Below are 14,303 nucleotides of genomic sequence, written 5' to 3'. Positions count from 1 at the left end.
GCCGTGCGCAAGCTCGCGATCACCGTCGTGGTGGTCGCGGTCGTCGGCGTGGCGGCGTTCGCCGGGCTGCGATCGCTGACCGGCAGGCTGCACTCGCTGATCCCCCAGGCCGAGGACTGCACGGCCACGGTCAGCGGGCACCAGGCCACCCTCGATCCCGAGCAGGCGGCGAACGCCGCGCTGATCACCGCCCTGTCGGTCCGACGAGGCCTGCCGGCGCGCGCGGCGACGATCGCCCTGGCCACCGCCATGCAGGAGTCGAAGCTCTACAACCTCGAGGGCGGCGACCGGGACTCCCTCGGCCTGTTCCAGCAGCGGCCCAGCCAGGGATGGGGCACGCGCTCGCAGGTGCTGGACCCGGTCCACGCCACCGACGCGTTCTACGACGCGCTGGTCAAGATCCCGAACTACGAGAATCTCAAGATCACCGTCGCGGCGCAGAAGGTGCAGCGCTCGGCCTACCCGGCGGCGTACGCCAAGCACGAGCCGGACGCGCGTGCGCTGGCCTCGGCGCTGACCGGATACTCACCACACGCGTTCGCCTGTCGCATCGACGTCCCCGACACCGGTGCCGGCCATCCGGCCGCTCTCCGCAAGGAGATCGGCAGCCTATTCGACGGCGTGGTGGACGCACCGGTCGTGCGCGGGAGCACCGCCACCATCGGCGTGCCGTCGGCGACCGCCGGCTGGGCGGTGGCGCACTACGTCGTCGCCGAGGCGCAGCGGCTCGGCGTCTTGAAGGTCTCCTACGCCGGCTGGACCTGGTCGACCGGCAAGGACGGCGACTGGAAGCACACCGGCAGCGGATCGGCCCGGCAGGTCACCGTCACCTTCGCCTAGCCTCAGGCCAGCAGCTGGATGGTCGCCACCGCCGCGACCCCGATCCCCACGAGTGCGACCTGGGCGAGGGTGAGCCACCGCGACGGCGCCTCGATCGGGCCGCGCTCGCCGCGGGCCCACCGATCCAGCCAGCCGACCAGCACCCACAGCGCGAGCATGCCCGACAACGCCGCCAGCGGCGCAGCAGTGGTCCAGTAACGCGAGCCGGCCAGGTGCACGAAGGGCTGCAGCAGCAGGCCGAACATCCCGATCTTGACCAGGACGCTCAGCAGTTGTGCCCGCCGCGAGCGCCGCGTGACGACCAGCAGGCCCAGCGCCGCGAACCTGACCGCCGGGTCGAAGATGCGCTCGGTCCAGCGCTGGATCCAACGCGCCGTGGCGGTGTCCTTCTCCCCCGGCGGGTGCAGCTTGAAGAGGAACGCGGTCGGGTCGTCGCGGTAGTTGTGCCAGTTGGCGATGACGTCGCGGGCATAGGCGTGGGCCGTCATGTCGCGTCGCGCGTACGCCGACATCTGGCCCAGCACCGTCACCTCGCTGGCGCCCGTCGCGCGGGCGACCTCGCGGGCGTAGCGCACCGGGGAGAACCAGATCGTCGAGCCGGGGTCGCACATCCCGTAGCAGACCTCGGTGCGGTCGCCGAAGGTGTTGGCCAGCGCCATCGGCACCGAGGTGGTGGTGAGGACCCGGGTGTGGAACGTCGCCGAGGCGGTGATCGACCACGGCATCAGCAGTCCGAGGAAGACCCCTGCGGCCAGCAGGAGCGGCACCAGCGCCCGGCGGCCGCACCACAGCACCGCCATCAGCCCCACCAGGCCGATCCCGAGGACCAGCGGTGTGGAGGAGGAGCGCAGGTAGACGGTGGCGATCGCCAGGAAGCCGATCAGCGCACCCTGGCGCAGCCGTGGCACCGTCCCGTCGCTGGCCCGCCGCAGCACCGCCACCATCCGGGTGATCAGCAGGGTGGCGACGAGTCCGGCCAGGAGGTCGCCGTAGGCGGTGTAGCTGAACAGCAGCCACATCGGCACCAGCCCCGGCACGGCGGCGAGGCCGAGGGCCCACCACCGACCGAGCACGCGGCGCGCGTCGAGGACCGCAAGCACGAAGACGGCCGACGAGATCAGGCCCAGCCAGCCGCGCACCACCGACTCGGACGCGTGCGGCGCGACGAGGTAGAGCGGGGCCAGCAGCAGCGACATGCCCGGCATGAACCAGCCGCTGCCGACCAGGTCGCGACGCAGCTCGGCGGTGTCGGGGCCGTGCAGACCGGCCAGGTCGCGCAGCAGGTTGGACAGTGCCTTGCCGCCGTCGACGTAGGCCACCTCGTCCCCCGAGAACGGGGTCTGCCGGATCTGGTGGAAGACCAGCACCCGCAGGACCACGCCGGCCACCAGCGCCGCACCGATCAGGAGGTCGAGCCGATGCCGCACCCGGCGACCGGCACGCGACTCGGGCACAGCTGCCTCCGCCACCGCGAGGTCAGGCATAGCGGGTCGAGGGTGCCCAGTCCGGCGGGAACCGCTTGGTCGAGAACGGGTTGGCGCACTGGGCGGGATCGGGGACGTCGCTGTGCAGCGCGACGGTGGGCAGCGTCAGCACGATCTCGCCGCGCACGATCGAGTCGGAGGGGATGCGGGCGTAGGAGGTCACCGTCGCGTTGCCCGCAGGCAGTCCGGCCCGTCTCAGGGCGGCGGCGATCCGCTGCTGCGCTGTCGCCCGGTCGACCTCGTCGTACTGCAGGACCAGCCGGCGGTGTCTTCCGCCCGGTCCGTCGACGTCGCCGTCGCTGCGCACCTGGTAAGGGAAGTCGATGGTCATGCCCGTGGGAAGCGGATAGCAGCCCGAGGCGAGCGCGTCGGCGGGCAGCGGCGGCCGGTAGTTCCCGCTGGGCTCGGCCCGACCGACGTGGGGGCTGATCAGCAGGAGGGCGAGGAGGACGAGCATCGGCGGCAGCCACCAGCGGCGGCGCCACGCGTGCCACGAGCCTCGTCCCGGGCCAGGCGGAGTCCTGGTCGTCACGAGGTCGACCCTAACGAGCGGGACCTGACTCCGACCTTGTCCGACGCGCCGACTCAACCCGCTGTGAGCCGCTCCACCGCCGCGTCGACGCGCTCGTCGGTGGCGGTGAAGGCGATCCGGACGTGCTCGCGACCGGCGCTGCCGTAGAACTCACCCGGAGCGGCCAGGATGCCGCGCTCGGCCAGCCAGTCCACCGTGGCCCAGCAGTCCTCGCCGGTCCCGTCGGTCAGGCGCCGTGCCCACAGGTAGAGCGAGGCCTCGGAGTGATCGATGACGAACCCGGCGTGCACCAGCGCGTCGCGCAGCTTCGCGCGGCGAGCGGCGTACCGGGCGTGCTGCTCGCGGGCGTGCGCATCGTCGCAGAGCGCCGCCGTCATCGCCGCCTGGATCGGGCCGGGCACCATGAGGCCGAGGTTCTTGCGCACCGCCAGCAGCTCGCCGACCAGCGACTCGTCACCCGCGACGAAGGCGCAACGGTAGCCGGCCAGGTTGGAGCGCTTGGACAGCGAGTGCACGATCAGCAGGCCGTCGTGGGAGCCGCCGGACACCGAGGGGTGCAGGATCGAGAGGGGCTTCTCACCCTCCCACGCGCACTCGATGTAGCACTCGTCGGAGATGAGGATGGTCCCCCGCTCCCGGCACCACTCCACCACCTTGCGCAGGTGCTCGCGGGGCAGCACCTTCCCGGTCGGGTTGCTGGGGCTGTTGAGCCACAGGATCCGCGGCCGGTCAGCACCCGAGCGCGCGGGGCCCAGCGCCGTCAACGAATCGCTGGCGAGGGCGCGCGCGCCGGCCAGCGCCGCCCCGACCTCGTAGGTCGGGTAGGCCAGCTCCGGGTAGACGATCAGATCACCGGCTCCGACGCCGAGGTGCAGCGCGATCGAGCCGATCAGCTCCTTGGAGCCCACCACCGGCAGCACACCGTCGGGGCCGAGCCCGGTGACGCCGTGGCAGCGCTCGAGCCAGTCGATCGCCGCCTGGCGGACGGCCGGGGTGCCGATGGTCGTCGGGTAGCCCGAGGAGTCCGACGCCGCCTTGAGGGCGTCCTGGACGACCTGGGGCGTCGGGTCCACGGGCGTCCCGACCGAGAGGTCGACGACGCCGCCGGGGTGCTGGCGAGCCTTGGCGGCGTAGGCGGTCAGCTTGTCCCACGGATAGTCGGGGAGCCTGCCCGAGACGGCCGTCGTGGCACGCAGGGGGCTCTCCTGAGCCTGATGAGGGGCTCGTACCTCAGTCAACGGTGATCAGTGGTCCTGGTTCTGCGGCTCGAGCGCTGCCACGAAGGCGGCGTCCTTGTCGATCTCGCCCATCTTGGCGGCACCGCCCGGGGAGCCGAGGTCGTCGAAGAACTTGACGTTCGCGTCGTAGTAGTCCTTCCACTGCTCCGGCACGTCGTCCTCGTAGAAGATCGCCTCGACCGGGCACACCGGCTCGCACGCGCCGCAGTCGACACACTCGTCGGGGTGGATGTAGAGCATCCGCTTGCCCTCGTAGATGCAGTCCACGGGGCACTCGTCGACACAGGCCCGGTCCTTGACGTCGACACAGGGCTGGGAGATGACGTAGGTCATCCGGATCCTCCTACGAGAGCTTCAGGGGCGGTCGTGGACAGCCTAGTATCACCGCGTGCCCGAGCATCTGCTAGGTCCACATGTGGTGGGACAACGCGTCGTGATCAGGCGTCTGCTCCGGGGCCGGTCGGGCCCCAGCGGTGGGCCCGCGTTCACCGATCTCCTCGGCGTCTGCACGGCGTGGGGGGATGGCTCGATGACGCTGCGCCCGGACGCCGGGGAGGCCGCCGAGACCGGACCGATCGACATCGCCCTGGCCGACATCGTCTCCGGCAAGCCCGTGCCGCCGAGGCCCTCGCACCTGACCCGGGTCTCGGCGCGCGACGCCGAGCTGCGCGGGCTCGGCGTGGTGCCCGGCCTGGAGACCGCCGAGCTCGGCGGCTGGCTCCTGCGCACCGATCCGGCACCCGTGGGGCGGTTGCTGAAGCGGGCCAACTCCTGCCTGGCGATGGGATCCCCGGGGCTCCCCTTCCCCGAGGCGACCGAGCGGCTGCTGGCGTTCTATGCGGCTCGCGACCGGGAGCCGATGGCCCAGGTCGAGCAGGGCTCCGAGGTGGAGGCGGCCTTCCTCGCCGCCGGCTGGCGGCCGCTCGGGCGAGGAGACGCGTCGTTCCAGGCCACGGCGCTCGCGCGACTCCACCGGCTGCTGGCCCCGGGGGGCGGAGCCTGTGCCGAGCTTGTCGAGGCGCCCCACGGACACGCTCGGGGTGCCCGCGCGGAGATCCGGGACGATCACGGGACGCGGATCGCCGCCGGCTCCGCCGTACTGGATCGGGACTGGCTGGGGCTGCACGGTCTGTCGGTGGACGCCGACCACCGTCGACGCGGTCTCGCCACGGCGTTGGTGGCCGACCTGGTCGAGTGGGGCGCGGAGCAGGGGGCGCGCACGGTGTGGCTGCACGTCGAGACCGACAACGTCACGGCGCGGGCGATGTACGAGAAGCTGGGGTTCCGCGAGCACCACGCCGTGCGCTATCTCGTACCAGCCTGACCAGGGCTACCAGCTCGAGCACCGGCCCCAGCGCCACCAGACCGTAGTCGAGGGGATGCCGGCCCACGGCGTAGTCGCCCTCGCGGCGGGAGAACATCGCTATCGCGAACGGCACCCACCACCCGACGGTGAAGGACACCTGCGCCCACCATCGCGCCGGCAGCGCCAGCACGCACGCGATCGAGGCGACGGCCGCCAGCAGCAGACCCCACCACCAGGCGTGCACCGCCACCGTCGCCAGCCCAACGAGGGCACCGCCGAGGAGCAGCGCGAGGCCGAGCAGCAGCCGCAGCGCCGGGGAAGGACCCACCGGCTCAGAGCCCGGCGAAGAGGTCGGTCTCGTGACCGTTCTCGTCGACGGGGCCGAGCGCGCCCTTCGCGATCCGGAAGGCCTCGAAGCCCCACGCCTGCGCACCGACGTTGTTGGAGAGCGCGAAGAAGGGGCCGTCGACGCTGATCTGGGTCGGGTAGGCCCGCAGCGCGGCCAGCTTCTGCTCGACGTGGTCGACCGCGTCGACCTCGCAGGCGATGTCGACGTCGGGCGTCGTCATCGGCAGGTCGCCGTCCGGGTCGCCGCCGAAGAAGTCGATCTCCTCCCCGGCCTCCTTCATCTTCCGCAGACCCTCGCGCATCCGCTCCTCGGAGATCGCCGACCAGTAGATCTTGCTGATCTCCCACGCCTCCCCCAGATCCTTGCGGTACGACGGGACCGCGGCGAGCTGCGCGGCGTACATCGCGACCCGGTGCGCCTGGATGTGGTCGGGGTGACCGTAGTTGCCGAACTGGTCGTAGGTCACCAGCACCTGCGGGCGCACCTCGCGGATGATCTGCACCAGGTGCTGGGAGGCCTCGGTGAGGTCGGCGCGCCAGAACGCGTTGTCGTGGATGGTGTCGGCGGGGATGGCGTAGCCGTCCGCGTGCCACTGCATGCCGGAGTCGCGGTAGCGACCGAAGCCACCGAGCCAGCGGTGGTCGATCCCGCGGCCGTCGGGGGCGGCCAGCGCCTTCATCGCCTCGGCGATCTCGCCCCGCCGGTGCTCCCCCAGGCGGTCCTCCTGGTCGGCGCCCAGGTGCTCCAGCTCCGGGACCAGGATCTCCCCCATCTCGCCGGCCGTGCAGGTCACCAGGGTCACCCCGCGACCCTCGGCGAGGTACTTGGCCATGGTGGCGCCCTGACCGATCGACTCGTCGTCGGGATGGGCATGGACGAGGAGGAGGCGCTGGGCGGGCTCGGCGGCAGGCTCGGTCACACGTCCGATTCTAGAGGGGCCGCTTCACCCGTTTCGGGGCGTCCGGCAGCGGCTCCGGCGCGATCGAGGTGTCAGCTCCCGGATCGGCCACATCCAGCCAGCCGTCGTACTCGTCGACCAGCAGCTCCACGACGAACTCCGGCGCGTTCGTCTCCACCACCCACGGGTGATCCTCGTCGTCGTCCTCGCCCTGGAAGCGCTGGCGCGACCGGGACGCCGACCAGCCGTCCGCGAGCAGGGTCTGCTCGACGGCGAGGGCGTCGTCGGCGTCGAAGAAGACCGCCCTGAGGCTCGCCGGGTCGCCGTCGCCCGCTCCGGCGATCAGTGCGATGAAGGGCCGGTCCGGCTCGAGCCAGTCGACGTCGTCGAGCTCGTCGGGTCCCAGCCAGCGGATCTGGTCGTGCTCGCGCGGGCGGACCTCGCCGGCGACCACCTCGCACAGCGCCGCCCGCAGCTCGTGGGTCTCACTGATCGCGACGGTCGCCTCGAGCCACTCCCCGACCTCGACCAGGCAGCCGAGCTCCTCGCCGATCTCGCGCACCAGCGCCGCCTCCGGTGTCTCGCCGGCCTCCACCTTGCCGCCGGGGAGCTCCCACCGGCCGGCGGCCTCCGGCGGCGCCGTACGGCGGCACGCCAGCAACCGGTCGCCGCGCAGGATCGCCGCTGCCACCACCGTCGTTCGCATGCGGCCATTGTGCCGTCAGCCTGGCGATGGCCTGCCGCGGTCGGTCTTCGGCTATCCGCTCCTTGGCGGGGTAGTCCGGGGCGGAAATCAGGGCTCGCCTGCCAGGGGAGCTGATCTACGCCCCGGATTATCCCGACACGCGGCACAACCGGGACCGGCCTAGAGTCGCTTTCCGTGATGCCGCGCCTGACCCCCACTCCCCTACCCGGCGTGCCGGACGGCGTCGGCCGGCAGATCTCGGTGGCCGAGGTTCTCGCGGGCGCTCAGCGGCGGGTGCGGTGGGCGCTCCCGCTGGGGCTGCGCGTGCGCCGCGGCTACACCTGGGACAGGGTGGACCGGCACGACCCGACGTGGTGGCCGCAGGGGATCACCTCGGCGACCGACTCCGGTCGCGCCGACCTGGCGAGGCGGTTGCTGCTGGTCAGCTGGTACTCCAAGGGTGGCGACGGCGTACGGATCACCTTCCTGGACCTCGCGACGCGGCGCTACGCCCACGTCCCGCTCGCGCTCGCCGGCGACGGCGGGCTCACTCCGCTGGCCGCCCACGCCGGCGGCCTGGCGTGGCGCGGTCCGTGGCTCTACATCGCCGCGACCGGCCGGGGCTGCTACGCCGCGCACCTGGACGACCTGCGCCGACGACCGGACGGCAGCACCGTCTGGCCGGTGCGGCTGCGGTACGCCGGCACCGACGGCATGCGCTACTCGTTCCTCGCCGTCACGCACCCCGCGCAGCCAGCGCAGCCGGCGCAGCCGGCGCAGCCAGCGCAGCCAGCGCAGCCAGCGCAGCCGGCGCAGCCGGCGCAGCCAGCGCAGCCGGCGCAGCCAGCGCAGCCGGCGCAGCCGGCGCAGCCGGCGCAGCCAGCGCAGCCCGAACTGCTCGCCGGCGAGTACGGCGGGCCGGCGCAGCCGACCAGGCTGGCGCGATTCGCGCTCGAGGCCTCCGGCGCCCTGCGGCTCGGCGAGGACGGCGTGGCTCACGCGCTCGGCGTGGACAACGGGGTGCCGTCGATGCAGGGGGCGACCCGGATCGGCGAGCGCTACGAGCTGATGGTCTCGCGCGGTCGGCGCCGTCCCGGTGACCTGTGGGAGGGCCGCGCCGGGTCGTTACGAGTGCGCTCCTTCGCCGCACCCCCGGGCCCCGAGGACGTCACCTACGCACCGGCGACGGGGCTGCTGTGGGGCGTGACCGAGTTCCCGGGGCGGCGGTGGATCTACGCGCTGCGACCGCGCCGGCGCGGCTGACGCCCTCCGTCGCGGCCGGTCAGCGGGGCAGACGGGCCAGCTGGCGCGACTGCGCGACCAGCCGACCGGCGCTGTCCCAGACCTCGCAGTCCTCCTCGAACATCCCGCCTGCGACATTGCGGGTCGCATGGCGGACCTGCAGCCAGCCGGGCGCGGGGAGGGCGCGGACGTGGACCGTCAGCTCGAGCGTCGGCGCCCAGCCGGGCCGGCCGAGGTCGAAGGTCACCGGTGGCAGCAGGTCGACCACTGTCAGCAGGCTGAGCGGGTCGGGCTCGCGGCCGTCCTCGAGCCGGAACCAGGCGCTGATGACGCCGCGTCCGCTGGGCTCGCCGACCGCCCACCCGATGTGGTCGGGGTGGAAGAGCATCTCGAAGCGCTCCATCATCGGCGCCATCGTGCGCACCTGCTCGGGCGCCATCGTGTTGGGCACGCACTGCTCGCGCGGGGGCAGGTCCGGCGGGGTGGCGGTGGTCCGGTGCTCCTCGGGCAGCGCTGCGAGGTCGCCGTACGTCGCCAGCGCCGTGATCCGCGCGGTCCCGTCCTGGACCAGCTCGGCCGCGACCGTCGCCACCGAGCCGCCGTCGCGCAGGATCCTGGTGGTGATCGTGGCCGGCCCGGGCACGCTGGCGCTGAGGTAGTAGGCGCTGATGGTGAACGGGTCGGGCTTGGCCGGCACCGTCGAGCGCACGGCGTTGCCGAGCGTGGCCAGCAGGTAGCCCCCGTTCACCCCGCCGCCGACGATCCAGCCGCCGCTGAGCTCGGCGGAGAACTCGCCGCCACCTCCCGGTCGCTGGGAGACGGCGTTCACGCAGATGTCACGGTCGAATGCAGCGCCCACGGCGGCAACCTACCGGCCGGCACCGACATGATGGCCCCATGCCCACCCTTCCTCCCCGCAAGCCCACGTTCGTCTACGACGTCGGCGAGGAGCCCGACCCCCGGTTCAGCCTCGCCAACGAGCGCACGTTCCTGGCCTGGGTCCGGACGGCGCTGGCGATGCTGGCCGGCGCCGTCGCGCTGCACTCGCTGCAGCTGCCCGCGACCTCGTGGTTGCGCGGCGTCGTCGTCGTCCTGCTCCTGGTGGTCGGCGCCGCGTGCACCGTCCTGGCCTACGTCCGCTGGGCACGGGTCGAGCGGGCGATGCGGCTGCGCCAGCCGTTGCCGCACTTCTCGCTGGGGTGGCTGCTGACCGCCGCCGTGGTCCTGGTCGCGGTGCTGCTGGCCTTCACCCTCACCCTGTGACCCCTCGCTCGGGCTAGGATCGGCCCACTCAACGACGAGCCCGCAGGCCGGCAGGCCTGTCCACCGCACCTCCCGCAGATCGCTCCTCCCCGGAGGACCCGTGCCGAGTATCCGCCGCCGTTCGATCTTCACCACCCGCCTGGTCAACAGCGCCGGGCGTGGTCAGCAGCCCCTGGTCATCGACGACATGCGGCGCGCCATCCTGGCCGGGGACGAGCCTCCGGGGACGCTGATCCCGATCGACGCCGTGGCCACGTTCTTCGGGGTCAGCCCGATACCGGTGCGCGAGGCGCTGAAGGTGCTGTGCGGCGAGGGCCTGGTCGAGCACACGCCCCACGTGGGCTACAGCGTCGCCATGCTCACCTTCGAGGAGTTCCGCGAGCTCTACGACGTCCGGCAGGCGCTGGAGGCCTCGGCCCTGCGCGAGGCGGTCCTGCGCGCCACCGCCGGGGACGACGCCTCGGTCCGCGAGCACCACGCCCGGATGGGCGAGGCCATCGCGCTGGGCGACGAGCGCGGCCACCACGCAGCCTCGCGGCGCTTCCACATGGCGCTGATCGCCCCGGCCGGCATGCCGCGGCTGGTGCACATGTACGAGTCGGCGTGGAACATCACCGAACCGGCGCGGCCGATGGCGCGGGTCCCGCGCGACGGCCGCGTGCTGTTCCACGACGACCACGGCGCGATGCTGGCGGCGTTCATCGACCGCGACGGGGACCGGCTGGTCAGCGCCGCCTCCCGGCACTACGACCACCTCCGCGGGGCGTTCGACGAGTTCCGCGACGATCCCGAGCTGTTCCGCCAGACCTCGCCTCGGGCGTAGCGACGGTCGTATATCTTTCGCGTCATCTGGCTCTGACACGGCAGCGGAGCAGCGGAAACACGAGGTTCCTAGCGTGCGCGGAAAGTCCCGTCGCACGCCAGGAGAGCGCCGATGAACCAGCCCGAGCTTCCCGACACCGTCGAGGCCGCCGGCTTCCCGCCGGGCCGAGGCGTTCCCCGGCGCGCCTACGACCCGCGCCTGACCAACGAGGACCTCGCACCGTTGCGCGAGCAGCGGTGGGGCTCCTACAACATCTTCGCGTTCTGGATGTCCGACGTACACAGCGTCGGCGGCTACGCCACCGCGGGCGCGCTCTTCGCGCTCGGCATGAACAGCCTCGAGGTCTTCGTCGCCCTGATGGCCGGGATCGCGATCGTGCAGGTGTTCTGCAACCTGGTGGCCAAGCCGAGCCAGCAGGCGGGCGTGCCCTACCCGGTGGCGGCACGCATCTCCTTCGGCGTGCTCGGCGCGAACATCGCCGCGATCATCCGCGGCTCGATCGCCATCGCCTGGTTCGGCGTCCAGACCTTCCTGGCCGCCAAGTCGCTGGACATCGTGTTCCTCAAGCTCTTCCCCGGGATGGAGAGCTGGGACCAGCACTCCTTCCTCGGCCTGTCGGCGCTGGGCTACCTCAGCTACGCGATCCTGTGGGTCGTCCAGGGGCTGATCTTCTGGCGCGGAATGGAGACGATCCGCCGGTTCATCGACTTCGCCGGGCCGGCGGTCTACGTCGTGATGGTGGCGCTGTGCCTCTACATGCTGACCAAGGCGCACTGGAACATCAGCCTCGACTTCAGCAGCGAGCACCTGCACGGCTGGGCGTTGGTCTGGGCGGTCCTGGCGGGCATCGCCACCACCGTGTCCTACTTCTCCGGTCCGATGCTCAACTTCGGCGACTTCTCCCGGTACGCCCGCTCCTTCGACGCGGTCAAGCGCGGCAACCTGCTGGGCCTGCCGTTCAACTTCTTCTTCTTCAGCATCCTCTCGGTGGTCACCACCGCGGCGACGCTGCCGGTCTACGGCCGGCTCATCACCGACCCGATCGACACCGTCGACCAGATCGGCACCACCTTCGCCATCCTGGTCGGCGGCGTGACCTTCGTGACCGCGACGGTCGGCATCAACATCGTGGCCAACTTCATCAGCCCGGCGTTCGACTTCTCCAACGTCTCCCCGCAGCGGATCTCGTGGCGGATGGGCGGCATGATCGCCGCCGTCGGGTCCGTGGTGCTGACGCCGTGGAACTGGTACGCCAACGACGACGCCATCTTCTGGACCTTGGGCCTGCTCGGCGCGCTGATCGGCCCGCTCTTCGGCATCCTCATCGCCGACTTCTACCTGGTGCGCCAGCAGCGGATCGTGGTCGACGACCTGTTCACGCTCGACCCCGACGGCGCCTACCACTACACGAACGGCTACAACCCCGCCGCGGTGAAGGCCGTCGTCATCGCGGGAGCCTGCTCGCTGGCCTCGGTCCTGGTGCCGAAGCTCAGCGGCGAGGCGGAGTGGCTCTCGAAGTACAGCTGGTTCGTCGGCTGCGGGGTGGGGCTGGCCGCCTACTACGTGCTCGCCCTGGCGGCCGACGTCGCGGGCGTACGCGCCCGTCGCGGCCTGAGCCGCACCACGCCGGCACCGGCCGAGGCCTGAGCCGGATGCGGCTCCTGGTCGTCAACCCGAACACGACGGCGTCGATGACCGCTCTGATCGGCGAGTGCGCTCGGGCCGCCGTCGGCCCTGGCGTCGTCGTCGACGTGGTCAACCCGACCCGGGGCCCGGAGTCGCTCGAGAGCCACTTCGACGAGGCGATCGCGGTGCCGCACCTGCTTGCCGAGATCGCGGCCGGCACCTCCTACGACGGCTTCGTGATCGCCTGCTTCGGCGACCCCGGCCTGCTCGCCGCCCGTGAGCTGGCCTCGGCGCCCGTCATCGGGATCGCCGAGGCCGGCATGCGCACGGCGGGCTACCTCGGGCGACGCTTCTCGGTGGTGACCACTCTCGCCCGCGTCGTCCCGCACACCCGGGAGCTGGCCCATCGGTACGGCGTCGCCGAGCTCTGCGCGGGTGTCCACGCCTGCGAGCTGCCGGTGCTCGCACTGGAGACCGACCCGGCGACGTTCGCTCGCGTGCTGGGGGCCTGTCGAACGGCGTTGGCGACCGATGGCTCGGATGCCATCGTGCTCGGCTGCGCCGGCATGGCAGACCTGTGTGCGAAGCTCAGCGTCGAGCTCGGCGTACCGGTGATCGACGGGGTCGCTGCGGCCACAGCCGAGGCCGAGAAGCTGGCGAGGCTCGGGCTGTCGACGGGCAAGCGCGGCGAGTTCGCCGAACCGCCGGTCAAGCGCTTCGCCTGAGGTGGGCCGGGCGGGCGTGGGGCCGGGCTCAGGCCCGGAGTTCGCGCGCCCGGCCGCGGTCGTGCAGATCGCCCGCCCAGGTGGCCAGCGCGATCACGACACCGGCCAGGATCAGTCCCGCACCCAGGTGCCACTTCAGCAGCGCCGCGCCGGTGGCGGCGCCGGCGATGATGGCCACCACCGCGCTCGCCCGGCGTGCGGCTCCGGCGCTCCTGCCGCTGCCGAGGTCGGCGGCCAGGCCGGTGATCGTCGAGGTGACCACGACCGTGGTGACGTCCTTGACGGCGATCAGCCGCGCGGCCGCCGCCTGCAGCCCCATCGCGAAGGCGGCCGTGGTGGTGACGGTGACGCCCGCCGGGTGGGACGGGTCGTCGCCGACCAGGAGCAGCACGCCGCCCAGCACGAGCATCAGGACCGCCACGGCGGCGAACACCGCCGTGGTCAGACCGTGCCAGCTGCGGGAGCCGTGACGCAGCAGCCGGCCGGCGATCGCCGCTCCGGCCATGAAGCCGATCAGGGCGAGTGCCGGGCCCAGGATGGGCAGCCCGGAGCCGCCGACCACGGCCATGCCCAGGACCACGACGTTGCCGGTCATGTTGCCGGTGAACACCTTGTCCAGGCCCAGGTAGCCCACGGCGTCGTTGATGCCGGTGGTGAACGTCAGGACGAGCATCAGCCACAGGTGCATCCGCTCGCCCGGTACGGCGACCAGCCGCTGCCGGATGCTCACGAGGCAGCCGCCAGTGCGGCGGCGGCGACCGCGAGGTCGTCCACGCCGCGGATCAGCTCGTCGGGCTTGTCGGTCGCGAGGTCGAGGTGGAAGCCGAAGAGCGAGGAGTCGACCAGCGTGACCACCCGCGCGACCCGGTCCGGCGGCGCACCGCAGCGCACCAGGTAGCGCTCCAGCGCGTCCGCCCACCGATCGTTGGCGTCACGCACCACCGACAGGTAGGGCTCGCGTCCGATGAGGCCGGTCGCCGCCGCCTGGCAGTACACGTCGAGGAACCCGTGCATCGGCTCGCTGAGGAACGACTGCCACAGCCGGTTGACGCCGGCGCGCACACCGTCCACGCCGGGGAGGGCGTCGACCGACGACACGCCGCGGTCGGACGCCCGCGCCACCACCGCCGCGACGAGCTCGTCACGGCTGCGGAAGTGGTAGAGCAGCATCCGGTCGCTGGTCCCGATGGCCGCGGCGACCGGGCGCAGGGTCAACCCGATGAGGCCGTGGTCGAGGACGTGGTCGGTGACCTGGTCCAGGAGCTCCGCCCGTCGTGACATGGGCGAAATGG

General features: G+C 72.3%; 17 protein-coding genes. 7 read left to right on the top strand and 10 right to left on the bottom strand.

Translation table 11 applies throughout. The annotated features are described in order from the left end of the window. Positions 1–3 precede the first annotated feature (3 nt). Positions 4–840 (top strand): hypothetical protein, encoded by an 837-nt coding sequence (locus P5P86_RS06430; protein WP_280610478.1) that lies wholly within the window; start codon positions 4–6, stop codon positions 838–840. Between the two features lie 2 nt (positions 841–842). Here the strand turns inward: P5P86_RS06430 and P5P86_RS06425 are convergent, their stop codons facing one another. Genes P5P86_RS06425 through fdxA form a run of 4 tightly spaced genes read right to left on the bottom strand, consistent with a single transcriptional unit; the run spans position 843 to position 4,427 of the window. Beyond that, positions 843–2,324: a hypothetical protein gene (locus tag P5P86_RS06425; RefSeq protein WP_280610477.1), complete on the bottom strand. Its 1,482-nt coding sequence runs from the start codon at positions 2,322–2,324 to the stop codon at positions 843–845. Next, the gene (locus P5P86_RS06420; RefSeq protein ID WP_280610476.1) at positions 2,317–2,856 is read right to left on the bottom strand and encodes a hypothetical protein; all 540 of its coding nucleotides are present in this window, start codon (positions 2,854–2,856) and stop codon (positions 2,317–2,319) included. The genes P5P86_RS06425 and P5P86_RS06420 overlap by 8 nt, the downstream gene beginning before the upstream one ends. Before the next feature lie 53 nt (positions 2,857–2,909). Then, positions 2,910–4,094: a succinyldiaminopimelate transaminase gene (gene dapC / locus P5P86_RS06415; RefSeq protein WP_280610475.1), complete on the bottom strand. Its 1,185-nt coding sequence runs from the start codon at positions 4,092–4,094 to the stop codon at positions 2,910–2,912. A gap of 6 nt (positions 4,095–4,100) precedes the next feature. Next, the gene (fdxA, locus tag P5P86_RS06410) at positions 4,101–4,427 is read right to left on the bottom strand and encodes a ferredoxin (RefSeq protein WP_280610474.1); all 327 of its coding nucleotides are present in this window, start codon (positions 4,425–4,427) and stop codon (positions 4,101–4,103) included. Between the two features lie 196 nt (positions 4,428–4,623). Between fdxA and P5P86_RS06405 the strand changes: the two genes are divergently transcribed. Continuing rightward, entirely contained in the window at positions 4,624–5,418 is a 795-nt protein-coding gene (locus tag P5P86_RS06405; protein ID WP_280610473.1) for a GNAT family N-acetyltransferase, read from the top strand. Here the strand turns inward: P5P86_RS06405 and P5P86_RS06400 are convergent. From P5P86_RS06400 to P5P86_RS06390, 3 genes are read right to left on the bottom strand one after another with little or no spacing between them, the layout of a single operon-like run. Beyond that, positions 5,345–5,728 (bottom strand): hypothetical protein, encoded by a 384-nt coding sequence (locus tag P5P86_RS06400; RefSeq protein WP_280610472.1) that lies wholly within the window; start codon positions 5,726–5,728, stop codon positions 5,345–5,347. The two genes, P5P86_RS06405 and P5P86_RS06400, sit on opposite strands and share 74 nt — an antisense overlap. A gap of 4 nt (positions 5,729–5,732) precedes the next feature. Beyond that, on the bottom strand, positions 5,733–6,668 hold the full coding sequence (gene mshB, locus P5P86_RS06395; protein WP_280610471.1) for an N-acetyl-1-D-myo-inositol-2-amino-2-deoxy-alpha-D-glucopyranoside deacetylase: 936 nt from the start codon (positions 6,666–6,668) through the stop codon (positions 5,733–5,735). 10 nt (positions 6,669–6,678) lie between these two features. Continuing rightward, positions 6,679–7,353, bottom strand: a complete 675-nt coding sequence (locus P5P86_RS06390; RefSeq protein ID WP_280610470.1) for a (deoxy)nucleoside triphosphate pyrophosphohydrolase — start codon at positions 7,351–7,353, stop codon at positions 6,679–6,681. A 177-nt stretch (positions 7,354–7,530) separates the two neighbouring features. Between P5P86_RS06390 and P5P86_RS06385 the strand changes: the two genes are divergently transcribed. Then, positions 7,531–8,595 carry a hypothetical protein gene (locus P5P86_RS06385; RefSeq protein WP_280610469.1) on the top strand — a complete coding sequence of 355 codons (1,065 nt, stop codon included), beginning with the start codon at positions 7,531–7,533 and terminating at the stop codon, positions 8,593–8,595. Between the two features lie 19 nt (positions 8,596–8,614). Here the strand turns inward: P5P86_RS06385 and P5P86_RS06380 are convergent, their stop codons facing one another. Continuing rightward, entirely contained in the window at positions 8,615–9,433 is an 819-nt protein-coding gene (locus P5P86_RS06380; RefSeq protein WP_280610468.1) for a thioesterase family protein, read from the bottom strand. 38 nt (positions 9,434–9,471) lie between these two features. Between P5P86_RS06380 and P5P86_RS06375 the strand changes: the two genes are divergently transcribed. The 4 genes from P5P86_RS06375 to P5P86_RS06360 all read left to right on the top strand — a co-directional run bounded on the left by P5P86_RS06375 (position 9,472) and on the right by P5P86_RS06360 (position 13,011). Beyond that, positions 9,472–9,837, top strand: coding sequence for a YidH family protein (locus P5P86_RS06375; RefSeq protein ID WP_280610467.1), 366 nt, complete (start codon positions 9,472–9,474; stop codon positions 9,835–9,837). 100 nt (positions 9,838–9,937) lie between these two features. Further along, positions 9,938–10,660: a GntR family transcriptional regulator gene (locus P5P86_RS06370; RefSeq protein WP_280610466.1), complete on the top strand. Its 723-nt coding sequence runs from the start codon at positions 9,938–9,940 to the stop codon at positions 10,658–10,660. A 111-nt stretch (positions 10,661–10,771) separates the two neighbouring features. Beyond that, positions 10,772–12,307 carry an NCS1 family nucleobase:cation symporter-1 gene (locus tag P5P86_RS06365; RefSeq protein ID WP_280610465.1) on the top strand — a complete coding sequence of 512 codons (1,536 nt, stop codon included), beginning with the start codon at positions 10,772–10,774 and terminating at the stop codon, positions 12,305–12,307. A gap of 5 nt (positions 12,308–12,312) precedes the next feature. Further along, positions 12,313–13,011, top strand: coding sequence for an aspartate/glutamate racemase family protein (locus P5P86_RS06360; protein WP_280610464.1), 699 nt, complete (start codon positions 12,313–12,315; stop codon positions 13,009–13,011). A 28-nt stretch (positions 13,012–13,039) separates the two neighbouring features. On the opposite strand, the gene P5P86_RS06355 is transcribed toward P5P86_RS06360, so the two are convergent. Both P5P86_RS06355 and P5P86_RS06350 read right to left on the bottom strand, forming a co-directional pair. Next, complete coding sequence (locus tag P5P86_RS06355; protein WP_280610463.1) at positions 13,040–13,741, bottom strand: YoaK family protein; 702 nt, start codon at positions 13,739–13,741, stop codon at positions 13,040–13,042. Further along, positions 13,738–14,292, bottom strand: coding sequence for a TetR/AcrR family transcriptional regulator (locus P5P86_RS06350; protein WP_280610462.1), 555 nt, complete (start codon positions 14,290–14,292; stop codon positions 13,738–13,740). Before P5P86_RS06350 ends, P5P86_RS06355 begins: the two co-directional genes overlap by 4 nt. Positions 14,293–14,303 lie beyond the last annotated feature (11 nt).

The organism is Nocardioides sp. BP30, from assembly GCF_029873215.1.
Lineage (GTDB): Bacteria > Actinomycetota > Actinomycetes > Propionibacteriales > Nocardioidaceae > Nocardioides.
Note: the sequence above shows the minus strand (reverse complement) of the source record. Positions and strands in the feature narration are given on the sequence as shown.